General features: G+C 52.7%; 20 protein-coding genes. 8 read left to right on the top strand and 12 right to left on the bottom strand.

The features are described 5' to 3' along the window. The first annotated feature begins 40 nt into the window (after positions 1 to 40). Positions 41 to 625 carry a TetR/AcrR family transcriptional regulator gene (locus L855_RS06025; RefSeq protein ID WP_159785460.1) on the top strand — a complete coding sequence of 195 codons (585 nt, stop codon included), beginning with the start codon at positions 41 to 43 and terminating at the stop codon, positions 623 to 625. Between the two features lie 22 nt (positions 626 to 647). On the opposite strand, the gene L855_RS06020 is transcribed toward L855_RS06025, so the two are convergent. The 9 genes from L855_RS06020 to L855_RS05980 form a co-directional block, all read right to left on the bottom strand. Continuing rightward, a complete protein-coding gene (locus tag L855_RS06020; protein ID WP_159785457.1) occupies positions 648 to 878 on the bottom strand; it encodes a hypothetical protein in 231 nt (76 codons plus the stop codon). A 57-nt stretch (positions 879 to 935) separates the two neighbouring features. Next, positions 936 to 1,763, bottom strand: a complete 828-nt coding sequence (locus L855_RS06015) for a YdcF family protein (RefSeq protein WP_343039241.1) — start codon at positions 1,761 to 1,763, stop codon at positions 936 to 938. Between the two features lie 40 nt (positions 1,764 to 1,803). After that, positions 1,804 to 2,079, bottom strand: a complete 276-nt coding sequence (locus L855_RS06010) for a SemiSWEET family sugar transporter (protein ID WP_159785454.1) — start codon at positions 2,077 to 2,079, stop codon at positions 1,804 to 1,806. Between the two features lie 325 nt (positions 2,080 to 2,404). Continuing rightward, positions 2,405 to 3,610, bottom strand: coding sequence for an argininosuccinate synthase (locus tag L855_RS06005; RefSeq protein WP_159785449.1), 1,206 nt, complete (start codon positions 3,608 to 3,610; stop codon positions 2,405 to 2,407). 175 nt (positions 3,611 to 3,785) lie between these two features. Next, on the bottom strand, positions 3,786 to 6,845 hold the full coding sequence (locus tag L855_RS06000) for a PAS domain S-box protein (RefSeq protein WP_159785446.1): 3,060 nt from the start codon (positions 6,843 to 6,845) through the stop codon (positions 3,786 to 3,788). 284 nt (positions 6,846 to 7,129) lie between these two features. Further along, entirely contained in the window at positions 7,130 to 8,215 is a 1,086-nt protein-coding gene (locus tag L855_RS05995; RefSeq protein WP_159785443.1) for an ABC transporter ATP-binding protein, read from the bottom strand. 69 nt (positions 8,216 to 8,284) lie between these two features. Continuing rightward, positions 8,285 to 9,658, bottom strand: coding sequence for an MFS transporter (locus tag L855_RS05990; protein ID WP_219729877.1), 1,374 nt, complete (start codon positions 9,656 to 9,658; stop codon positions 8,285 to 8,287). Between the two features lie 113 nt (positions 9,659 to 9,771). Next, entirely contained in the window at positions 9,772 to 11,214 is a 1,443-nt protein-coding gene (locus L855_RS05985) for a RecQ family ATP-dependent DNA helicase (protein WP_159785440.1), read from the bottom strand. Positions 11,215 to 11,258: 44 nt separating this feature from the next. After that, on the bottom strand, positions 11,259 to 11,945 hold the full coding sequence (locus L855_RS05980; protein WP_159785437.1) for an SRPBCC family protein: 687 nt from the start codon (positions 11,943 to 11,945) through the stop codon (positions 11,259 to 11,261). Positions 11,946 to 12,067: 122 nt separating this feature from the next. Here L855_RS05980 and L855_RS05975 point away from each other — a divergent pair, with 122 nt between their 5' ends. After that, the gene (locus tag L855_RS05975) at positions 12,068 to 12,796 is read left to right on the top strand and encodes a glycerophosphodiester phosphodiesterase (RefSeq protein ID WP_159785434.1); all 729 of its coding nucleotides are present in this window, start codon (positions 12,068 to 12,070) and stop codon (positions 12,794 to 12,796) included. Between the two features lie 57 nt (positions 12,797 to 12,853). Here the strand turns inward: L855_RS05975 and L855_RS05970 are convergent, their stop codons facing one another. Next, positions 12,854 to 13,684 (bottom strand): pentapeptide repeat-containing protein, encoded by an 831-nt coding sequence (locus L855_RS05970; RefSeq protein WP_159785431.1) that lies wholly within the window; start codon positions 13,682 to 13,684, stop codon positions 12,854 to 12,856. Between the two features lie 357 nt (positions 13,685 to 14,041). On the opposite strand from L855_RS05970, the gene L855_RS05965 reads away from it, so the two are divergent. The 3 genes from L855_RS05965 to L855_RS05955 all read left to right on the top strand — a co-directional run bounded on the left by L855_RS05965 (position 14,042) and on the right by L855_RS05955 (position 19,771). Continuing rightward, positions 14,042 to 15,325, top strand: a complete 1,284-nt coding sequence (locus L855_RS05965) for an efflux RND transporter periplasmic adaptor subunit (protein ID WP_159785428.1) — start codon at positions 14,042 to 14,044, stop codon at positions 15,323 to 15,325. A gap of 105 nt (positions 15,326 to 15,430) precedes the next feature. Beyond that, positions 15,431 to 18,706, top strand: a complete 3,276-nt coding sequence (locus L855_RS05960; protein ID WP_159785425.1) for an efflux RND transporter permease subunit — start codon at positions 15,431 to 15,433, stop codon at positions 18,704 to 18,706. Positions 18,707 to 18,922: 216 nt separating this feature from the next. Then, complete coding sequence (locus tag L855_RS05955; RefSeq protein WP_159785422.1) at positions 18,923 to 19,771, top strand: sulfite exporter TauE/SafE family protein; 849 nt, start codon at positions 18,923 to 18,925, stop codon at positions 19,769 to 19,771. Positions 19,772 to 19,780: 9 nt separating this feature from the next. Here L855_RS05955 and L855_RS05950 read toward each other — a convergent pair whose 3' ends face one another. Beyond that, complete coding sequence (locus L855_RS05950) at positions 19,781 to 20,572, bottom strand: M23 family metallopeptidase (RefSeq protein WP_159785419.1); 792 nt, start codon at positions 20,570 to 20,572, stop codon at positions 19,781 to 19,783. Positions 20,573 to 20,679: 107 nt separating this feature from the next. Further along, positions 20,680 to 21,336 (bottom strand): hypothetical protein, encoded by a 657-nt coding sequence (locus L855_RS05945; protein ID WP_159785416.1) that lies wholly within the window; start codon positions 21,334 to 21,336, stop codon positions 20,680 to 20,682. A 302-nt stretch (positions 21,337 to 21,638) separates the two neighbouring features. Here L855_RS05945 and L855_RS05940 point away from each other — a divergent pair, with 302 nt between their 5' ends. The 3 genes from L855_RS05940 to coaBC all read left to right on the top strand — a co-directional run bounded on the left by L855_RS05940 (position 21,639) and on the right by coaBC (position 23,975). Further along, on the top strand, positions 21,639 to 22,247 hold the full coding sequence (locus tag L855_RS05940; protein ID WP_159785413.1) for an alpha/beta hydrolase: 609 nt from the start codon (positions 21,639 to 21,641) through the stop codon (positions 22,245 to 22,247). Positions 22,248 to 22,463: 216 nt separating this feature from the next. Further along, complete coding sequence (gene isiD, locus L855_RS05935; RefSeq protein WP_159785410.1) at positions 22,464 to 22,676, top strand: protein IsiD; 213 nt, start codon at positions 22,464 to 22,466, stop codon at positions 22,674 to 22,676. Positions 22,677 to 22,739: 63 nt separating this feature from the next. Continuing rightward, a complete protein-coding gene (coaBC, locus tag L855_RS05930) occupies positions 22,740 to 23,975 on the top strand; it encodes a bifunctional phosphopantothenoylcysteine decarboxylase/phosphopantothenate--cysteine ligase CoaBC (protein WP_159785407.1) in 1,236 nt (411 codons plus the stop codon). The last annotated feature ends 11 nt before the right edge of the window (positions 23,976 to 23,986 follow it).

Raw genomic sequence — 23,986 nt, 5'->3', positions numbered from 1 at the left:
ATTATAGAATGAGATAGGCTGATCACTAAGAGAAAGACTCATGGGGCGACATAAGGAGTTTAATCGACAAGATGTTTTGGATAAAGCGATGGTCACCTTTTGGCGACAGGGCTATGAGGGAACCTCAATTCGGACGTTGATTGAGTCGATGGGGATTCATCGAGGCAGCCTCTATGACACCTTTGGGGACAAACATTCATTATTTGAGGAAAGTCTAGCCCGTTACGATCGCACGGTCGTCGAGGGGAACTTAGCACCTCTTCAGGAGGCTGATGCGTCTCTAGCGGCATTAGGTGGCTTTTTTGAATCGGTGGTGGACTGGAGTTTAGAGGATAGCGATCACAAAGGCTGTCTCTTGGTGAACACGGCCGCTGAACTGGCCCCCCAAGATCCTCGCATTTCCCAACAACTGAGAGGATATTTCCATCGAATTGAAGCCACCTTCGCCAGCGTTTTAGAGCGATCGCGCCAGCGCCAAGAACTGACCCATCCTGGGGACATCTCCCTACTGGCCAAGTATCTCCTCGCCAACCTCCAGGGATTACGCCTGGCGGCGAAATTAAACCCCAATCGTCAAACGCTTCAGGGTCTGGTGGACATTACCCTATCTACCCTAACCCAGTAAAGCCTACCTGGTCTTGCACCGCTCAACGACCCCGACGGCGAGAAAACCAGCCAAAAATGTTGATATCCCCGCGCAGTTTTGCCAATTCCTGACGGTTACGCTCTGCCGTAGCCCGATACCACTGACAATACTCTTGAAAGTCTTGGCGATATTGGACTTCTCGGTGAAACTCCCGCGTGACGTGATAACTGCCAATCCGTTCATCCAGGGATGGCGGTGGAAGGAAAACAATGCGGTTGATTCCGTCAGACATGAAGCCTCGCAAGTGAAAGGACGGGTTTTGGATTCGATGGGGAACGTTCGGTGAGCCTTAGGCCCAACCCCGTAGCTGATACACCCATAATCCAAGATACTCCTTCAACGCCCGGGTCGTCAGGGCCAGGCGTTCAGCATCGGGAATCAGATTGAGAACGATCGCCTGCCAACTCTGGGCATCACCTCCCGTGACGGAATCGGCAATCAGAAAATCTGTGGGGGCAGCAATGGCTGTAATCCCCAGTTTTTGGAACACCCGCAGCGATCGCGGCATATGAATGGCCGAGGTAACCAGCAAGATATTCTCAATCCCCTGTTCCTCTAAAATCACCTGGACATTTTCCGCATTCTCACGAGTATTGAGAGACGTTTGATCCAGCAACAGCGACGATTCCGGCACGCCGAAAGCTTGGACAAGTTGGGCCATATCCTCCGCCTCAGAGCCAATCTCCCCAGTCCAGCTAATGCGGCCCCCTGAAAGAATTAGAAACGGGGCTTTATCCTGTAAAAACAGCCGGGCCCCATAAATAGGGCGATCGCCCGCCTCATTCACCTCCACCCAAGGACGAGGGGGATTAGGCGATCGCGTGGCCCCTCCCAACACCACAATCGCCCCCGCCTGGGGTAATTCCCCCACCGGCAGATGTTGCCGTTCGAGCGATCGCACCAGACTCGAACAGATCCAACCATTGCCCCCAGCCATCAAGGCCACAAACCCCAGCAGAACAGCTAAACTCGCCACAGCGGGACGTTTCCAGAGCAGCACCAGGGCCAGCAGCATCAACACAGAGGCCAATCCCAAGGGGAAAACCAGAGGTGGCAGCAGCTTCGAGAGGAAAAAAAATATCGCCTCCATCATTAAAAAATCCATAAAAAAATCCATGGTTGCCCACGGATTTGAAAACAACTTGCAAATAAAGCCATCAATCAATCGAGGCCCGCCGCAAGCGATAGTGAACCTTTAAGCCCAAAATCGTCGAAGAGAGAATTAATGTCAGAATATTGGCACAAATGACCGGCAAATCGTGAACCGATGTCCCATACACCAGCCACAAGAGAATCCCCAAGCAGAGAATAATTAACATACTCCAAGAGATATCATCCGCAGACTTAGACTGCCAGGTTTTAATCAATTGGGGGAGATAGGCGATCGTGGTCATGGTTCCCGCCAAAAGTCCCAGAATCGTTGCATCTTGCATAGCTGGCTCCTGTGGTTAAGCGTAGGTTAGCCTGAGTACCTGTCTCAGACGAAAAATCCCCGAGAACGCGAAGTTCAGAGAATTTGAGGACAAAAGTAACGCCTGTTGAGCGCATCAACAGGCAATTGTAAGACATACTCCGAGCTTCTGACTACAACTTCTGTGACAATAAGCAATTGTCATCAAACCGGTTGCCGGCTATCCCCTGAAATTATCAAACAGGGGATGACCCAAAAACCGGCCCACCCTCTGCGATCGAGGGGCCGGGTTCCCCCATTCATTGAACCCTGAAGAGGCAACGGCAGAAACCCGGTTCAGCAGCCGCTTAGCCGCGCAATTTCTGAGACCAAACCCGGTTGGGGAGCCCCCAGACATAGATAAAGCCTTCAGCGGCTTTATGATCGAACTTGTCGTCAGAGCCGTAGGTGGAGAGTTCGTCGGTGTAGAGGGTATTCGTCGACTTACGGCCGACGATGTGGGCATTGCCCTTAAACAGCTTCAGCCGCACCGTTCCCGTCACCTGTTTCTGGGTTTCTGCGATGAAGGCATCTAAGGCCCCTTTGAGGGGGCTAAACCATAAGCCGTTATACACCAGTTGGCTGTAGGTTTCTTCGATACCCCGTTTGTAATGGGTGACATCTTTGGTCAGGGTCAGGCTTTCTAGGTCCCGGTGTGCCAAAATCAGGGCCAGGAGCGCGGGGGCTTCGTAGATTTCCCGAGATTTAATCCCCACCAGGCGGTTCTCGATCATATCGATGCGGCCAAAGCCATGTCGTCCGGTGATGGCATTGAGGGTTTCGATGAGTTTCACCGGGGCCAGAGCCTCCCCATTGACGCTGACGGGGAAGCCTTCCTCGAAGCCGATTTCCACATATTCAGCTTCGTCAGGGGTTTTGGCGATCGCCTCGGTCATCAAGAAGACTTCCTCCTCGATGGGTTCATTCCAAGGATCTTCGAGGGGGCCTGCTTCGATGCTACGACCGAGGAGGTTGCGATCGATACTGTAGGGGGAAGACTTCTTAACGGGGGAGGGAATACCAAATTTCTCCCCATAGGCGATGGTTTCTTGGCGACTCATGCCCCATTCCCGAGCCGGAGCCAGAACCTTGATATCGGGGTTCAGTCCGGCGATCGCTACGTCAAAGCGAACCTGGTCATTGCCTTTCCCGGTACAGCCATGGGCCACAGCATCAGCCCCATATTCTGCCGCTACTTCCACCAGTTTCTTGGCAATCAGAGGACGAGCCAGGGCCGTGGAAAGAGGATAGCGGTTTTCGTAGAGGGCGTTGGCCCGAATTGCGGGGAAGGCGTAATCTTGGATAAATTCCTCTTGTAAGTTGGCCACCAGGGACTCACTGGCCCCAGATGTGAGGGCTTTTTCGCGGATGGGTTCGAGTTCATCTCCCTGACCTAAATCAGCGGCAAGGGTGATCACTTCTTCGACCCCCCATTCTTTCTTCATGTAGGGAATGCAGACTGAAGTATCCACTCCACCTGAGTATGCCAGTACGGCTTTGGTAGCACGACCCATAGACCTTTCGTTCTCCGTCACAAAACAATCAGTGTCTTATTATGGGGCAAGTTGTCCGTTTGAGGGGCAATCTGATACGGCTTTTTTGCCGATGTCCGGGTGAAATAGTAGTGATCGCCCTCTTATGTAAGGGTTTGGTGACAGGACCAAGGAGACCCACCTAGGGAAAACAGATTTAGTGGCCGAGCCTGACGGGAATTTCCAGGAGGAACTCAGTCCCGGCCCCCAAGGTTGAATGACAGTCAATCTTGCCCCCATGACGCTCCACGATAATCTGATAGCTAATGGATAAGCCTAATCCGGTTCCCTTGCCGACGGCTTTGGTGGTGAAAAAGGGATTAAAGATATTCTCCCGCACTGCTTCCGGGATTCCCTGGCCATTGTCACGAATCGAAATTCGCACGCGATCGCCCTGCTGTTGGGTGGTAATCCAAATGCAACTGGGGTGTTCGCGGATTTGCGCCCAAGGGCGATCGCGATCGCGTTCTTCTAAGGCATCAATGCTGTTGGCCAAGATGTTCATAAACACCTGATTCAACTGCCCCGGATAGCAATCAATGGGAGAAATCTGGCCATACTCACGCAGCACCTGAATTTCCGGGCGATCGCCCTTTTGTTTTAGACGGCTTTGGAGAATCATCAGAGAATTATCAATCCCCTCATGGATATTCGCCAGTTTCGAGTCGGCCTCATCCAAGCGGGAGAAATTCCGCAACGAGGCGACAATCTCACGAATCCGTCGGGCCCCTTCCCGCATTGAATTAATTAATTGGGGAAAGTCCTCTACTAGAAACTCCACGTCGGAGTCTTGCAACTGTTCTTCAACGGGGGCCACCGGATCGGGGTAATGCGCCTGATAACTGGCAATCACGGCCAATAACTCCTGCACATACTCCTCAGCATGGGTTAGATTCCCATAAATGAAATTCACCGGGTTATTGATTTCATGGGCCACTCCAGCCACCAACTGTCCTAAACTGGACATTTTTTCACTTTGCACCAACTGGCTTTGTGTGTGTTGTAACTCCCGCAAGGCTTGCTCAAGTTCTTCGGCCTTTTGCCGCAAACGGGCTTCAGATTGACGCAATTCCAGTTCAGAGCGTTTGCGATCGGTGATACTCAAACCTGCTCCCCGAAAGCCGATTAAGTTCCCCTGTTCATCGAGACGTGGAACCCCATTGACTTCTTCCCAAACGATATCGCCCTGGGGGGTGATGTTGCGATATTCGGTTTTAAACGTGGAGTGATGAGTGATGGCCTGATTGAGAAGCTCTTGCACCCGTGGGCGATCGCCCCCATACATAATCTCAAACGGCGATCGTCCCAGCAAGTCTCGCACTGGATACCCTTTAACCGCCTCAACACGCTCCGAGAGGTAGGTATAGCCTCCTTCGAGATCGATTTCCCAGAGATATTCCCCCGCCGCCTCCGACACATCTCGAAATCGCTGTTCACTTTCTCGTAACTCCACCTCGGCCCGCTGCTGCTCGGTGATATCCTGAATCATCGAAGCAATGCCAATACAGTCGCCAGCTTGACTGATCAGAGGCGTGTTGTACCACTGACAAATGATTCGCTGTCCATCTTTGCGAATATTATCATTCGTACTACGAGCGCCCCCCTTGCGTGCAATCAAATCAGCCATCACCTGCTGAACATGAAAGGCCCACTCCGGTGGCACAATGCGATCGGCAATTCTAGTTCCAATCGCTTCTTCTGCGGTATAGCCAAAAATTCGTTCAGCGGCCGGATTCCAACTCACCACCTCAAACTTCATATTCCATTCCAGAACCCCCAATGGTGTTTGTTCAACCATCAGTGCTAATCGTTGTTGAGATTTGCGGATTTCTGTTTCAATGCGTTGTCGCTCCTGAATCTCTGCGGCCAAGGTTTGATTTGCTTCCGAGAGTCGCTTGGTTCGCTCAATCACCCGTTGTTCAAGTTCCTCGTTAGCAGTTTTGATTTCCTTAAACTTCTCTCCTAACGCTTCAGCCATCATCTGAAAGTTTGCCGAAAGAAGGTTGAACTCTAAAATTTCTGTTTTTGGCAAATGAAGCGGTTCATCTTCACTGACTTTTTTGGGGATATCCCCACTGACATCCGCCAGTTGACTCAAAGGCTGAATCAAATAACGACTGAGGGCGTTGGCACTAATCACCGCCAGTCCCATAATTCCCAATAAAATAACTAGATTACGAATATAAAACGCTTGTAGTTTACTTACAATAGGTTCTGCTGGAAGAGACACCAAAATGTCCCAGGGCAATCCAGGTTCTTGGATAAGGGTATAATAATAAGACTGGCGCCACTGAGCCATCAATGCCATAGATCCCCCAGGTTTCCAGTGATAAATGTTATTGCCCTGCGCTGCAATAACTCCGGATTCTAAATTAAAGAGATTGGCCGTTTCAGGAAATTTCTTGACGACGGATGAATGATTTAGTAAAAACACTTGGATGGGGTAGGGACTGCGCTTGGCTTCAAGCAGTGCCTCAAATAAATTTAAATCTCCCCAGCGATAGGTTTGGGTAATCTCTAGGTTTTCTCGAAACTCTTCCGATACCGCCTGAACAATCTCAGTAGCTTCAGTTTCCAGATTTTCAAATTGAACTCGACTTCCCACGACAATCAAAATCAAAACAGGGATAATCGTAAAGCTGAGCAAGGAATTAAAGAGGGTTTGACGAAATGGAAAACTCCGCCGATACCCTTGACTTAATATCTCCAGTAATGGAGTATTGACAATAATAGTACTGGCAATTAAAGCATTAAAAACACCGTTAATTGTTAGTTTTAAAACAACTAATAGGGTAAGCTGGTTGGGGATTTGCAGAATAAATACATAAATAATGATGCCTAAAGGTAATCCTATCCCCAGCCAATATAGGAAGGTTAACGCAACCATATTTAGAGAGGAGCGCCGTAAGCCAATCCCCACCCAAAGAATTTCTAAATTCAAGAGGATCATGCTGTAAGGATGTCCCCAGAGAATCAGGGTATAGAAATTTGATAAAACTGCCCCTAACGTTCCCCATGCGGTTCCAAACAAGTAGGTGATCAACAGTGTGGCGATACTGCCAAACAGGAAGTCAACCCCAAAAAATAGAGAAATGTTAAAATAATTTCCGGCTAAAGCAGCAACGGTTAAGCCCAGAAACACTAAAATGTTTTGACCTTTTAGGCTAAACCGGGGCGGCTTCAAATGGAGGAGTATTTTGTCTAGATCATTGTTCATTCAGTTGATGATCAGATCGAAAGATCTTCCAAAAAATTCCCTAACCCCAAGTCAGCGAGCCACGGCCCTTCGAGCTAGACGGGTCTCGGTGGGTTTTGCCAGAGTTGTGTTCAGTGAACCAGTGACTCAAGAGGTTTAAGCTAATTCTGTTGTAGCTTAGATTCCTAGAAGCGGCGAGACGCTGTACTGTGATCCTTTGGGATTAGGGACTACCGTTATAAATTGTAATCTGAGTTGAACACCAAGAGCGACCGCACTCAAAATAGAGGACGGTCAGGCTCTCATCAGCCTAGGCGATCGCCCGAGTCGACATCAAACCAATGTAAGCGTTCAGGGGACACCGCCAGTTCAATCCGATCGCCTCCCCAATCCAAATCCGCCGGGAGGAGCGATCGCACCTCAACGGGGCCCTGTTCCCCTTCACCGGGAGTCAGGCGGACACTGAGGAGATTCTGCATCCCCAAGTTTTCCACCAAAAACACGTCGCCGGGGAAACGAATGGAATCACTCTCCTGAGCCAAACGCATGTCCTCAGGACGCACGCCTAAGACAATCTGGCGCGGCGGTTTCGCTAACCCCGAGGGAAGTGGGAGTTTCCCCTGTCCCAGTCGAGCGGTCTGTCCCTGACATTGTAGCGTCAACAAATTCATCTGAGGACTGCCCACAAAGCCCGCCACAAACTGATTCGCGGGCCGAGAATACAACTCACTCGGAGGGGCCAATTGCTGCACATTCCCCTCATACAACACTGCCACCTTCGTAGATAGGGTCATGGCCTCGACCTGGTCATGGGTCACATAGACGACGGGAGTATTCTGTTTCTCAAACAGTTGCTTAATTTCAGCCCGCACCCGTTCCCGTAACAACGCATCCAAGTTACTGAGGGGTTCATCCAACAAAAACACATCTGGCTGACGCACCAACGCCCGTCCCAGGGCCACCCGCTGACGCTGTCCCCCCGATAACTGGCCCGGCTTGCGGTTCATCAAATCTTCCCGCAAATCCAGAAAGCGTGAGGCTTCACTCACCCGCTGCTTAATCTCACTGTCACTCATCTTCCGCAGCCGCAACGCCGAGGCCATGTTTTCATAAACGCTCATGTGAGGGTACAGTGCGTAACTTTGGAAGACCATGGAGATATTGCGATCGCCCGGCTTCAGGGCCGTCACATCGCGATCGCCAATCATAATCTGACCCCGGGTGGGTTCTTCGAGTCCAGCAATCAGCCGCAGGGTTGTGGACTTCCCACAGCCCGACGGGCCCAACAGGGTCAGAAACTCATTATCTTCCACCGTCAAGCTAATATCCTTAACAGGAATTGTCTTCGGATTATAGGTTTTATTCAGGTTCTTGACTGTAACTGTAGCCATTGGAATACCATTTAAATCAACATCATCAACCAGTGGGGAATCCGGCGCCATGAGCCTGTCCCCATTCACTTAGCCTTCTGCCGCGCGAGCTGTGGCCGGTAAGTTTAGGGAGTCATCGTCTCGACTTGAGTTCGTCACTCCAGACTCCTGAACCCGTAACACCAACAGGGCAGCAATCAGCATGGCAATCCCGCCACTGACAAGGGCTAACATACGGTTTTCATTAAACCAATACCGCATCACCCAACCAAATCCTAGAGAGGCCAGAATCTCGGGTAAAACGATGAAGGCATTGAAAATCCCCATATAAACCCCCGTGCGCTCATCGGGGAGAGACCCCACCAAGATGGCATAAGGCATCGCCAACAGACTAGACCAAGCAATGCCTAACCCTACCATCGAGAGCAAAATTAGATAGGGATTTTCAATAAACCACAAACTAATCAAGCCAATGCCACCACAGACCAAGCAGAGGCAATGGGTCACTTGACGACTCGTAAAACGCGATAACTTCGGCAAAATAAACGAAAATACTAAGCAGACGCCATTATAGGCAGCAATACAAATCCCTGCCCATTCAATTCCCTCTGAATAGAGTTCGGAACTTTCGCTAACGGCACCAAATACATTGCGGGCCACGGCGGGGGGAAAATAAAGAAAGACACAGTACATCCCCAGCCAAGAAAACGATTGCACCCAAGCCAGTTGGCGCATGGTTTGTGGCATTTCTCGAATCGCCGACCATATTTCACTGATCCCCGACCCGAAGCCACTTTGTTCTGCCCGTTGTTTTTCAAACGCCTCTAGGTCTTCAGGGGGATATTCTTCGGTACTTAAAACAGTCCATAAGACGGTTCCGAAAAAGGCTGCTGCTCCCACATAAAATGAGATTTGAATTGTCGGGGGAATGGAATGCTCTCCTCCGGTATTGGCAACCCCCAATAGGTGATTAAGTAACCAAGGGAATGCCGCCGCTAAGACCGAACCAGCACCAATAAAAAAGCTTTGCATTGCAAAGCCTTGAGTCCGTCGTTCCGCCGGGAGTAAGTCCCCGACAAAGGCGCGGAACGGCTCCATACTGATGTTATTGGAGGTATCTAAAATCCATAAGCCTCCGGCAGCCATCCAGAGGCTGGAGGAATGGGGCATAAACACCAGGGCAGTAGAACTGAGAATGGCGCCGAAGAGGAAATAGGGCCGTCGGCGGCCCAGGGGCCCCCAGGTGTTATCACTCATGTGACCCACCATTGGTTGGACAATTAAGCCGGTTAGGGGAGCGGCGAGCCATAAAATGGGAATCTCGTCAGCTTGTGCGCCGAGATGCTCGAATATGGCGCTCATATTCGTCATTTGCAGCGCCCAGCCAAATTGAATCCCGAAAAATCCTACACTCATATTAATGATTTGCAGGAAATTCAGCCTTTTTTTAGGGCGATCGCTCATAGAGTAGTCTTAAGTTTTAACGTCAACAGAGGCAGCAATGGGGCGTTCAGCCTCTAGTTTCATGGTATCAGACCTCTCTGAAGCTGGGATAGACCAATGGCTTAGTGCCGACCTTAGTCCCGTCGACTCAGACAGCGATCGCAGGTCCCACAGGGCTTGGCAGTACTGCCAAAGCCGAAGGCTTCTAAAATAACCTGCCAACGACAGCGGCGATCGCGCAAATAGGCCTGCATTTGCTCGAAGGCTTGATGATTGGTTTGATTTGGCCGGGGTTTAGTGGTGTGAATTTGGTAATGAAAGGGATCTAGCCAGGTGAGTTGGCCGCTGCTGTGCAATAACGAGAGGGAGATCGCCGCCTGGGGGGACTGACTCAGGGCAGCTTCTAAACTCCCGGAACGGGGTAACTTGCCACTGAGTTGGAAGGCTTTATCCTGAAGAGACTGTTCTCGTTGCTCAAAAAACTGCCGTCGCTGTTGATCACTCGGATCAAGCCAGCCGGTGGGTTCACTGACGAGGGTAATGGCTTGGGCGGGGTTGCCATCTCGTCCGGCCCGGCCAATTTCCTGGACATATTCCGATAACAATAAGGGGGCATGGAAATGCAACACCCAACGCACATCAGGTTTGTCCACCCCCATACCAAATGCCGAGGTACAAATCACCACCGGAACTTGTCCCGTCAGCCATTCACGCTCAATCTCCCGTCGTTGCCCTGGGGTGAGTCCAGCATGATAGGGGGCGACAGTAAACCCCTGCTGTTGCAACAGTTGCGCAAGTTCTTCACTATCCTTGCGAGTCCGCACATACACCAATCCTGACTGCTGGGGATGCTCTTTGAGGCACTTGAGGAGTTTCTGTTTCCGTTGGCGAGGGGTGTAGGTATGGACCACCGATAAGGCCAATTGGGGCCGATAGGGATTTTGTAAAAATAGTTTCGGCGATCGCAGTTGCAAGACCTCCCGAATCGTATATTGAGCGGTGGGATCAGCTGTGGCGGTGAAGGCCGCAATGGGCAGTGACGTCCCCGGTGGACGGGTTTGCAACAGGGTGGGCCGCACGGCTCCCAAGCGACGATAGGCGGGGCGAAAGGTGTCTCCCCATTGCACTAAACAATGGGCTTCATCGAGCATCAAGCCATTAATTTGTAGGTGAGGTTGACGCAGAATCTGCCAAATTTTCGGGGTAAGCAGGGTTTCCGGGGACAGATACAACAACCGCAATTGCTGGGTTTGGAGAGCGTTGATAATACTCTTTTGCTGTGATCGCGGCAGTTCACTATGGAGGGCCGCCGCCGGAAGATGCCGCTGACGCAGGGCCTGGACCTGGTTTTCCATCAACGCCACCAGAGGCGACACCACTAGGGTCACCCCATGATGTAATAAGGCGGGTAACTGAAAGCAAATGGACTTCCCCCCTCCCGTGGGCAACACCACCAGAGCATCCTGCTGTTGAAGCAGGGTTTGCACCACCTCCCCCTGGGGATAGCGAAAATCGCTATAGCCCCAGGTTTGGCGAAAGGTGTTGCGAACCACAGTCCAGTCAGGAGAAGGCATCATACGAGGGAAGAAAGCAAGAGACAAACGGCCAAGGTTCTGGCGAGTTAAGGGTTGACGGTCAGATGGGCCTCACCGTCAAGTTGTCGCCGCTGGATTTCGTCACGGATGGCCGCGAGGTTATCCGTGAGGGATTGACGAAAGATAGTATGGAAAACGGCATCGGGGGTTCCTGGGGGAGGGGTGGCGGTGACGGTTTGCCGAAGACGGTGAACCTGCGGATTCTCGGTGGCTTCAATCACCCAGTAGCCCTCCAGTTGGTTGAGATCACCTTCTAGGAGACGGAAATCGATGCGTTGATTTTGGGTTTCTAGGTTTTCAGTGCGCAGGCGCGATCTAACCTGGAAGAACAAGACCTGTTGCTCGCTGACTTGTTCGACGACATGACGGTTACCCTCGACTTCCAGAATTTCGCTGGAGACGATATTGGGCAAAAACTGGTTGAAACTCCCATAATCGGCAATGACTGACCAGATATCCTCAGCCGATGCCTCTAGGTCAACAATGATCGTGTAACTGGCATCTTCGTTGCGGGTGAGTTCAATTTCTGGCCCGACCTCTGGCCCAACCTCTGAGAACTCTAATGCATTGCGGCCCGCAGCAGGGAATGACTCCAGGGCGATCGCCCCAGGCATTAAACTGGGCAGGAGTGTTAGGGAAAGGGTCATCAGTCCAGCTACTAGCGGTTCACCCGCCAGGAGACGGCCAACCTTAACCCGAGTATTGTCTTCCATGGAGAATCATCGGTACATTGAAGATGGACAGGGGGTCATGTTGAGAATCCCTTAAAGCTGTATCTTAACATTTCTTTAAACAAAACTCAGGAACCGTCTGGGGTTGAGAAAAACGACACATTATGATATCCACCAAGCTCGAACAAATTGCCCATCGGGGCTTCAGTGCGATCGCCCCAGAAAACACCCGAGTTGCCTTTGCAAAGGCACGACTGGCGGGGGCCGATTCGTTGGAATTTGACCTAAGACTGACTCAGGATGGGGTTCCCGTCGTCATTCACGACGAAACCCTCGATCGCACTACCGGAGAGCCAGGGCGCGTCCGCGAGGTTCCTTGGCAGCAGATGCAAACCCTCGACGCGGGAAGCTGGTTTCACGAGACATTTGAGGGGGAACGCATCCCCAGTTTAGAGCAAGCCTTGGAGGAGGTGGCTCAATTTCCTCAATTTGCCTATCTTGATATTAAGTCACATCCGAGTTGGACGAGCGATCGCCTCGATCGCGTCCTGGAGATTATCCAATCGCACCAGTTGGGCGATCGTTGTTTTCTCTGTTCCTTTGATACCGACCTCCTCGCCGCCTTTCGGGAGAAATCCCCCCACGTCCGCCTGGGATATCACACCCTCACCGCCCAAGATATTCTGCAACGTCTCCCGAAGGCGGCTGAGGTGGGCGGGGTCTTATTGAGCCTATATAAACCCCTGCTGGAAGACCCTGGGTTAATCGAACAGGCGCGATCGCAATCCGTGGATCTCGTCGCCTGGACTGTGGACGACCCCAGCCTCTCCCAGCAACTACAACGGCAGGGAATTCGACGCATCATCAGCAATCAAATCATTCAAAATCCCTGAAACTTACCAATTTCAACAACTATAAATCAAGCCTTTCAATTGGTATTAAAGGGTGTTTTAAAATGGCAAAACTCCCTGCAACAACAAACTACCAATTCCCGTAATCACATTGAGGATATTGCCCCCAAGATCCCCTCGTCGTTGGCGTTCTCGGGCTTCTTGAAACGCCTCTTCCTCCGCCACAATTGCCGAGGCAAAAAACTTCGCCGTTTCGTAACCTTCCTGATTTCCGGCTACAAAATAAATTTCTGCTGCCCGTTCCGCATCTGCCACAGCCCGTTCAGTTTCCCCCATCCGGTTATAGGCTGCCGCCCGCCCGAGATAGGCTAACGGAAACTCATTATCGACGACAATAGCATCTGTATAGAAACTGACAGCCCCTTGATAGTTGCCCTGTTGAGCCTCATCATTACCCCAACGGAGTAACTCATCCACACTTACCACCGTACTCGGGACATCATAGGCTCCCCGCAAGTTAGCATTGGTCAGCGTCGCCCCATCAAGTTGGGCCCCCGTGAGATAGGCCCCTCGTAAATCAGCCCCCGTGAGGTTGGCCCCTTGTAGGTTCGCTCCCGTGAGATTGGCCCCCACAAAGGAAACCCCCGTCAGGTTAGCCCCCGAGAAATCGGCGCCCATTAAATCACTCTGACTGAGATTGGCTCGCACCAAATTCGCCCCTCGTAGATTCGCTCCCGCCAAACGGGAATGAACTAATCCCGCATTGCGTAGATCACAGTCAGGACAGTCCTGAGTGGACAGGAGTCGTTGCAAATCCTGTCCATTTTGGGCAAGGACTGGGGTTACCGTGCCGAAACTCCAGATTAGCGCCAGCGCCGGGGCGATCGCCCAAGGAAACGAGAGATTTCGGGCAAATTTTGCGTTGTACATAACCGGTCTATCTAAAATTCCCAAATTATCAAGCAAACAGCATGACGTGATGATTAGTGGCGGTCTAGGTCTGCCTGTGACAAGCCTAGGAGCGTCTCCTAATGGGAGTTTAGCTCAGATTTTCCCCTTTGGTTCTCTGACTTGCGCTAGCCTGAGAAAAACTGGCTATTTTTTTAATAAAAGTTTAACATTAAGGGCAAGCAGAAGCCTTGACAAATCCTTACATCAGTGTATCAGCGTTACATTCGCCCATCTTAAGCCTCTCGCCGATACTAACCCGGTATCCACTTTGAACCGAAACACCACTACCCCAGTCTAAACGTGAACAGCCAACGTCATCCAGCCAGCCTCCAATTGATGAAACGACCAACAACTTGGCTAATGGGGATTCTTATCGGTAGCCTTTGGCTAACAATGGGATGCAGTCCCAATGAGAGAGAGACTGCCCAAGCTCAATCTTCCGGGCGAGGTGGCTCGCGAGAGGAGGGCGATCGCACCGTCACCGTTGACGTGGCCATTGCCGAAGCCCAAACTCGGGGCCGGGAACTCAACTATAGTGGCACCACCCAACCCTTGCGCCGGGTCTCCTTGCGGGCCCGCAGCGATGGTCAACTCCTGACCCTCAATGCCGATGTCGGAGATCCCGTGTTTCAGGGACAAGTCATCGCCCGAGTCGAAGATACCCTGCTGCTGTCAGAACTAGCCGGAGTTGAAGCCGACGTGAGTGTGCGGCAATCGGAAGTTGAGGAAGCCCGCAACCAGCGCATTGAAGCGGAATTTCGGGTTGAGGAACTTCGAGCAGAACTCGATCAAGCTCAAGTCGACTCCCGTCGTCTAAAAAACCTAGCCGGAGAAGGAGCCGTTCCCCGTCGTGAAGCGGAACTGGCCCAAACTCGTGTCCGCACCCTCGAACAACAACTGCGATCGGCCCAAGAACAAATCCGCATCCGCGATCGCGCCGTTACCTCAGCCCAGCAACGGGTAGGGGCCCAAGAAGCCATCGTCGATGGAGTCCGCCAACGACTGTCTTATACTGATGTCCCCTCTCCCCTCAATGCCGTGGTTCTAGACCGACTCCTACAACCCGGAGATATTGTGCAAAGTGGAGATGTGATTTTAGAACTCGGGGACTTTAGCCAAGTCGAAATCAGAATTGAGATTCCCGATCGCGATCGCAGTCAGATTTCCCTCGGCCAAGCCGTTGACGTCGTCCTCGATGCCTTTCCCAATCAAGAGTTTGTCGGACGAGTCTCGCGCATCTTTCCCAACGCCGATCCCGTCGCGCGACTTATTCCCGTCCAAATTACCCTACAGAACCCGCAAGTCCCAGACGGACAACTCGGAGGCGGTTTACTGGCCCGAGTTACCCTAAACACCTCCTCGCAACAAGTGGTGACTATTCCCGAACGGGCCCTAGAGGTGTCGGCCCAAGGTAGTGACACCGTGTTTGTGGTGGAAGGGAACGAGAGCGAAACCACCGTCAGCGCCCGCCTTGTAGAACTCGGAGAACGAGAAGATGACGAAGTGGAAATTCTCGAAGGACTGGCCCCCGGCGAACAATTCATCGTCCGCAGCGATCGCCCTCTCCAAGACGGCCAAACCGTCCGCCGCAGTTTCCTCTCCAACAGTGACAGCGACTAACTAAAAGAGAGCGCACCCGCCATCCCCCAGGAAAGACTAGATCCCTGTTCCCTATTCCCTATTCCCTGTTCCCTGTTGCCTGTTCCCTTCTTCTCCCCCTAACCCATGTCTAACCAGCCAATCAGTCTCAGTACCCTAGCCATCCGGCGCCATATTGGCACTTTAATCATTACCATCGCGGTCATGGTGTTAGGTTGGTTTGTCGTCAGTCGGATGGCCGTTGATTTATTACCCAGCATCACCTATCCCCGCATCGGCTTACGGGCCGATGCCCCCGGAATTGTCCCAGAAGTTGCAGTCAACGATATCACCCGTCCCCTCGAAGAAGCCCTAACCGCCACCGAGGGAGTCGTACAACTCTTTTCCCGAACCCGAGAAGGTCGCATTAGCATCGACCTATTTTTTCGGCCCGGCAATAACATTGACCAGGCCCTCAACGATGCCACCGCCGCCCTCAACCGGGCCCGCGATCGCCTCCCTGATGGCATTGACGCCCCACGACTCTTTAAATTCGATCCCTCCCAACTCCCCGTCTACGAAATGGCCTTGACCTCCAGCTCTCTGCGAGCAGTGGACTTGCGCATCTTTGCCGATGAAGAGTTAGCGCGAGAACTGGTGCGCGTCCCTGGTGTTGCCAATGTAGATATCTCCGGAGGCGTTCAGGAAGAAGTACGCCTCAATCTAGATCTTGACCGGCTGCAAGCCCTAGGACTCAATGTTTCCAACATCTCCAACGCCCTACGGGAACGCAACCAAGACACCGCCGGGGGACTCATCCGAGGGGGAACCTCAGAATTGCTAACCCGGGTAGCCGGACGCTTTAACACCGTCCAGGAAATTCGCCGTATTTCCATTAGTTCCACCGGTAACGGAGACGGCAATGCCAATCGCAACTTCTACGTCGAAGACGTGGCCCAAGTCATTGATGGCACAGAAGAACAGCGAGTGTTCGTGACCCTCAACGGCCAACCCGCCGTCAAAGTCAGTATTCAGAAACAGCCCGACGCCAACACCATCGAAGTGGTCGAAGGGGTTGTGCGACGCATTCAAGAATTGCGGGACTCCGCCGTCATTCCTGAGGATATGCAAATCGAAACCACCCTCGATGAATCCCGCTTTATCCGCAGTTCCATTCAAAACGTGATTACGGCAGGATTATCCGGGGCCGGCCTAGCGGCGATCGCCGTTTTGCTGTTTCTTGGGTCCCTACGCCAAACCCTGATTGTGGTTCTGGCGATTCCCCTCGCCACCCTAACGGCCATGATTCTCATGGGCCTGTTCGGACTTTCCCTAAATGTCTTTAGCCTAGGGGGATTAGCCCTCGGGGTTGGGATTGTGGTGGACAACGCCATTGTCATGCTGGAGAACATCGCCAAAGGGGTCGAAACCACAGACCCCCATACTCCCGTCGAGGATGCTGGCAATGGTCACAGCAACGGGTATGACCTGTCTCACCTCTCCCCAAAACAGCAGTTTGCCCGACGAGTTCGCCTCCAGGCGGAAACTTCTGCCCGTGAGTTGGAATCGGCCCTGCTGGCCTCCACCAGTACCAACCTCGTGGCCGTGCTTCCCTTTTTGATGTTGGGGGGGTTTATTTCCCTCCTCTTCAATGAGCTGATTTTAACCATCAGTTTTGCCGTGGCCGCCTCAATGGCGATCGCCCTAACCGTAGTTCCCGCCATGGCAGCCCGGCTGTTGGGGATTCCTCGCTCCTTACACCTCAATCGCTTTCCCCCCATTTGGCTCTTTGGGCGCTTTGTTCGTCTATTAACCGCGGGCTACCGACAGATTCTCTCTGGAGTGCTACGGATGCGCCTGCTAACTATTGCCCTGGCCATCCTGGTTCTCGGAGGGGGCAGTCTCTGGATGGCGGGGAGACTTCCTCAAGAAATTTTGCCGCGAATTAACACCGGCCAAGCGCGACTGGTGGCCCAATTCCCCCCAGGGACAACGGTCTCCGAGAACCGGCGCGTCATGGCAGCCATTGATGAGATGCTGCTCTCGCAACCGGACACCCAATACGCCTTTAGTACCGCTGGAGGGTTTCTCTTTGGAACCTCCACCAGTGCCAACTCCCTACGGGGGTCGAGTACCATTTCCCTGGCTCCAGGAACCAATGTTGGTGCCTATGTGGGACGAGTGAATCAGCAAATCACTGAGAACATTCCCCTGGTGGACACCTCAATTCGGATGCGTCCTGAATCGGTGCGGGGACTGATCTTAAGTAACTCCCCCACTCGTGATGATATTGACGTGATGTTGCAAGGTACGAACCCCCAGGTGTTGGAAGAAGCCGGACGCATGGTGTTAGCGGCCCTGGAAGACCAAGCGACCCTGGCCACCTACCAACCGGATGCCGAGGAACCCCAACCAGAGGTTCAAATCCGTCCCGATTGGGAACGGGCCGCTAGTCTCGGTCTCTCAGCTCAAGACATTGGGGAGACCATTCAAACGGCATTAGAGGGATCGGTCATTACTCAAATCCAACGGGATGACCGCCTCATCAATGTGCGGATGCAGTTACCCACCGGAACCATCGAGCGTCCAAGTCGTTTACGCTCAATTCCCCTGTTTACCTCGGGCAATCAACTGATCCGCTTAGGGGACATTACCGAGATTGGTCGGGACGTTGCCCCTGGAGAAATTCAGCGCATTAACCAACGTCAGATTTTCCTGATTGAAGGAAGTCTCACCGACGGAGCGAATCTCAGTGATGCCCTCGATGAAGTCGATGGGATTTTAGCCGGTCTTGACTTGCCTGAGGGGGTGACACGAGTTCCCAGTTCAGCCGCAGAAACCAATGAGCAATTGCGCCAGTCCTTAGTGATTTTGGGCAGTTTGGCCACATTTATGGTGTTTGTGGTCATGGCAGTTCAGTACAACTCCTTAATTGACCCCCTGGCCATTATTTTGACGGTTCCTCTCGCCCTCGCCGGTGGTATTTTAGGTTTGTATATCACAGAGACAGCCGTGGGAGCGACGGCCATTGTCGGGGCGGTGTTATTAGTGGGGATTGTGGTCAACAATGCCATTTTGCTTGTGGAGTTAGCCAACCAAATCCGCGAGAAACAGGGGCTGAGCCACTATGAGGCGATGTTAGAAGCTGCCCCCCAACGACTGCGACCGATTTTGATGACGACGGTCACAACGGTGTTAGGCTTATTCCCCTTGGCGTTAGGGGTTGGGGAAGGGTCAGAATTTCTACAACCGTTAGGCATTGTGGTCTTTTCTGGCTTGTCCTTGGCAACCTTTTTAACTCTCTTTATTGTCCCCTGTTTCTATACGCTGCTCCATCGCTCGAATCGCCCCCGCAAACCCCGTTTACCCAGTTCCGGTTGGGAGCGCTCTCCTATGGAAGAACCGGTTGGTACGCTTAAGTGAGGCAATAGGCAATAGGGGGGAGAAGGCAATAGGCAATAGGGAAGCTTTCCTCGACTGGGTGGGCTTGGGGGTGTATGATACCTCCTGTTTCTCTCTCCTTCTCCTTCTCGCTCGCTGACCGCAAGGGCGTGCCCCCACGTGGTTCCCCTACTGCCTTCTCCCTACTGCCTACTGCCTACTGCCTACTGCCTGCTGCCTTCTCCCTACTGTTCCCTCATGAATCTCGACTATTGGTTTATATTTCCCATCGCCGTCATGATCGCCACAATCGCCATGGCTTCGGGAGTTGAGGGGGCGACGTTCTTCACCCCCCTATTTATCATTGTTTTGGGGCTACCCACAGATGTCGCCGTGGGAACGGGACTGATTACGGAAGTATTTGGCTTCTCCAGTGGCCTGTACGCCTATGTCCATCGGGGCTTGATTGACTATAAACTCGGTCAAACCTTGCTTTGGGTGACCATTCCCGTGGTTGTGTTGGGGACTTGGCTGGCAAAGGTGATTCCCGATGATATCCTCAAGGGCATTTTAGCGGTGGGTCTGTTGGCGATCGCCGCTAGTTTTTTGCGCCCTCCCACATCTCCACACACCACTAAGCAGGCGTTGGATTCTCTACCTCAGACGGGTCTAACCTCCCGCCAGGGTCAGACCTTTTATTACCGAATTGGCAATTATGGGGAAGGACGGCTGCTGGCCAGTATCGGTGCCTTATTCCTGGGGATGGTGTCCACGGGACTAGGGCAACTGAACGGCTATTTCTTGCTCCAACGCTGTCGCGTTCCTAGTCCCGTGGCGGTGGCCACTAGCGTGTTTGTTGTGGCCATTACGGCGGCGATCGCCTCTGTGGGCCATGTGCTCCAGTTTATCCAAGCGGGAGATGAGGTCATCAACCAGGTGTTGAGTTTGGTGTTGTTCACGATCCCCGGTGTCTTAATCGGGGCCCAACTGGGGGCGATCGTTGCCAGTCGCCTGCCTCAGTCCCGCCTGGAACGGAGCATGGGAGTCCTCTTTGTCTTGGTCGGGGTCATCCTCTTCGGGGAAATTCTTGTCCAATACAGGACCTAGAACCAGTCCCTAATAAATGTATTTATTAGACTGACTCACTTGAATTTTGCCGGTGACCACAAATTCCAGAGACCACCGGGGAGGATTCACCCGCTGTCCATACCAATAGGCTTCCCAATGGAGATGGGGACCATTGGAAATGCCACTGTTGCCCACCGCCGCAAACAGAGAACCAGCCTTGTGAGTTCCGGGAAGACAATCACTGAGATGGAAGGCCTCAAACTCATAGGTGGGAAAACTGCTACTGCTGAGTTGGGCCACCAGTCCCTTGCCACCGTCGTAATAACACGACACTTTCACCTCGCTCCCCTCTTTACCCACAGCATATAGGGGCGCACCATAGGGCATGGCTAAATCAACGCCCCAATGGGCAACATCCTGATAACCGGTGACAGGATGTTGAGTCCGACAGTCAGAACCATCGGGTTGTTGACAGGGAAGATAGGTATCACTGACGCGATAGCCGCCAATCCGCCAATTGCGATCGACGGGTTTTGCTAAGTTGGCCGGTAAACTGGCCGCCAATCCTTCAATGGGTCGCTGAGCACTGCGAGCAATGAGATTGAGAGGAGATTTGGCATCGTCGGGAAACGAGTCAATGGTGGAGTCTACTGACTTGGATTGACCCGAGAGGTTTGTCTGAGCTGGGTTAGGGTTTGATGAGAGGGGGTCTGATGAGGGGGACTCAGTAGCGGTGTTGCTGGGAGTTAGGGGGCGATCTAGGGAAGAGGGATTTGAGGCTGATTCCCCCTGCTGGGACTCCTCCCCGGCGGTGTCAGCCAGGGAATCAAATCCTGGCAACCATCGGGGATTTTCCCCAACTTTGAGAGGCTCAGGGTTAGAGTCGGTGGGACTTACGGGAATGAGTTGAAACCAGTCTAAGCGGCTCAGCAGTTGTAGGCTCAGGGTTAGAGTCGGTGGGACTTACGGGAATGAGTTGAAACCAGTCTAAGCGGCTCAGCAGTTGCGGGTTCCAGCGCCAGATTCCTCCCAGGATGCCTAAGATGGCCAGGAAAAACACACTCAGTTCTAGCTGTTGGGTTCCAGCGCCAGATTCCTCCCAGGATGCCTAAGATGGCCAGGAAAAACACACTCAGTTCTAGCTGTAGCCGACGCCGTTCAGCGGCGAGAATTTGATGGTGTTGGGCTTGTAGAGCCGTAATCCGAGCTTCGGCGATTTCTCGCTGTTTCTGCCAACTGCTGGCACGGGTGTTTGTATGGCTCTCCCAGTCTACGGTGTCCGGGCTGAGGGTGTCTGGGCTGAGGGACGCATCGGCTAAGGGAATCTGAGCTGGGGGAGGCTCGGCAACGGCAGTCCTTCGGTTCTGAGGGGCATATTTTGCGCCGGCGGGTGCGCTCAGCCTCTGTGGCGGGACTTGGGGATGCGATCGCCCTGGGGCAGTGGTTTGAGGTCGAGATTGAGATTGAGGTCGAGATTGAGGGGTTTGGCGGCCCTCAACAGTCAGGGGAGAGCGATCGCTTAAAAGGGGATGGGAGAGAAAACTCCCGTCGAGATAAGGATTACTCGTCGCGGAATTAATCGTCCGAACCTGAGAATCAGTCATTATTTTGGGATCTCGGGACATAGTAGATGACAGCCTGAAGGGCAAAATTCTAGAAATTCTGCTAAACAGCCGGGGTACACTATCATGGGCGGATTGCCACCCACATTGACCCGGCCTCTAAGGATGAGCCTAGCAGCTCGGGACAGCCTGCTCAATTGTGGCTCATTACTGATATTTTCTCAGTGTTTCTACGGAAACTTATGTCCGTATTATTTCGTGGTAATGATTAGAGTGATGAAATAATCCCACATTTATGGGACATTAGATGCCACATTGATGCCACATTTAAGGTCTCGCAAACTATGGATGTTCTGAAACTTGAACCACAAGCTGGAGTCGAGGCCAGTGCAGCTCTTGTCCTGCTTCATGGCTGGGGTGCGAATGCCCGTGATCTCGCATCATTGCAGTTGATGTTAGATTTACCGAATTATGTCTATTTTTGTCTCGATGCGCCACTGCCCCATCCCCTAGTTCCAGGAGGGAAAATGTGGTACGACCTCGACAGTGAGGCTTATCACGGCCTCGACCAAAGTCGGGCTGAGTTAGCCACCTGGCTTGACGGCTTTGAAGAGGAAACGGGGATTTCTCTAGCGCGAACAATCTTGGTGGGATTTTCCCAAGGGGGAGCGATGACCTTGGATGTGGGATTTCGTTACCCCTTTGCGGGGTTAGTGGCCATGAGTGGTTATCTCCATGGCCCCCCAGATTTTCAGAGCAACCTTCCGCCGGTTTTGCTGCTCCATGGCCGTTTTGACCGGGTTGTTCCCCTTCAGGCGGCGCAACGTACCCGGGAGACGCTGTTAGCCGCTGGGGCAACCGTTGACTATCACGAATATGATATGGCTCATGAAATTTGCCCGCTGGAGGTGGCCCAACTGCGAGAGTTCATCGTGGCAGCGGTGTCGCCCTAACTGGCTGGGTTTAGGGGAGGGGGTGAGGTTGCGAAACGTTAACGGGACTGGCGATCGCCCCTGAATGTCCTAAGATGAAAGATAAGGGGTTCGTGAGAATCCATTGAGAGCAACCCTAGGTTGGACTCAAGTGGGTTGCCCTGATTGCATCATGTTAAAACAGCAACGGCTTTTGCTCGTTGTGTTGTGCATTCTAGGAATAGGGAGGCGACCGTCATGACCACGATTACAGTGTCTCGGGACGATTTAGCGGCTGTCACAGAAGATCAGGTGAAGCTGTTAGCCAATCGACTTGATGCCGATGATTACGGCAATCCATTTGAAGGACTCGAAGACTGGCACTTGCTGCGGGCGATCGCTTTTGAGCGTCCAGAACTCGTCGAACCCTACAGTTATCTACTAGAATTTGAAGATTGCGACGAAAGCTAACTCCAAGCCAACCTCTAGGGAGGATGCTATCGATCGCCATCAACTGTAGTTTTTGGGTCTTTCATGGCATCACTGACAGGACGACGGGTTCTTATTGGGTTAACAGGCGGGATTGCGGCTTATAAAGTCTGTGAAGTCGTCTCACGGCTGGTTCAGGATGGGGCAGAGGTTCGCGTCATCTTGACCTCAGGGGCGCAGGCCTTTGTCACTCCGTTAACCTTAGCGACCCTATCCCGTCACCCGGCTTACACCGATGAGAGCTTCTGGCAGTCGATTCATGGACGACCCTTACATATCGAGTTGGGGGAATGGGCCGATGTCTTCGCCATTGCCCCCCTCACCGCCAACACCCTGGCAAAACTCAGCCATGGGTTGGCCGACAATCTTTTAACCAATGTCGTTTTGGCATCAACCTGTCCGGTGTTACTGGCCCCCGCCATGAACACCGATATGTGGGAACAACAGACGGTTCAAGAGAATTGGCAACGCCTACAACAGAACCCCCGCTTCCATGGGATTTCACCGGGAGCGGGGCTTTTGGCCTGCGATCGCATTGGCATGGGCCGCATGGCCCCAAGTCCGCGCCTGGTCACCCACATCGAATCCCTCTTGCACACCGCTGGCAAACAGGATCTAGCCGGCCGTCACGTCCTTGTCAGTGCCGGAGGAACCCGTGAATACTTCGATCCCGTCCGGTTTATTGGCAACCCCGCCACGGGCAAAATGGGAATTGCCGTGGCCCAGGCGGCGGCCCATCGGGGGGCAACGGTGACCCTCGTCCACAGTTGCCTTAACCCCGAGGCCATCTCAGATCTGACGGAGATTAACAGTATCCCCGTCACCAATGCTGAGGAGATGTCTCAGCAGATGCAAGCGCATTTCCCCGAGGCGGACTGGGTGGTGATGACGGCAGCCGTGGCCGATGTCAAACCGGCTCAATACTATGGTCAAAAGTTAGCCAAAGATAAGCTGCCCTCGGCCCTTCCCCTCGTCCCAGTCAAGGATATCGTTGCCGCGCTAGCGGAGCAGAAACAGGCTCACCAACGGCTCATTGGCTTTGCGGCTCAAACGGGAGATATTGTCACCCCCGCCCTAGAGAAATTACGGCGCAAGAAATTAGATGCGATCGTGGCCAACCCCATCGATTTACCCAATGCCGGATTTGGCAGCAACACCAATCAAGCGGTCTTTATTGATGCCAACGGCAATCAGAGTTCCATGAACTCTTGCACCAAACTCCAACTAGCCCATTATCTTCTGGACTGGGTGGAACATTTAGACCCTCTCCTCGACGATTAAATAAGATTCCG

The sequence above is a fragment of the Sodalinema gerasimenkoae IPPAS B-353 genome, assembly GCF_009846485.1.
GTDB lineage: Bacteria > Cyanobacteriota > Cyanobacteriia > Cyanobacteriales > Geitlerinemataceae > Sodalinema > Sodalinema gerasimenkoae.
Note: the sequence above shows the minus strand (reverse complement) of the source record. Positions and strands in the feature narration are given on the sequence as shown.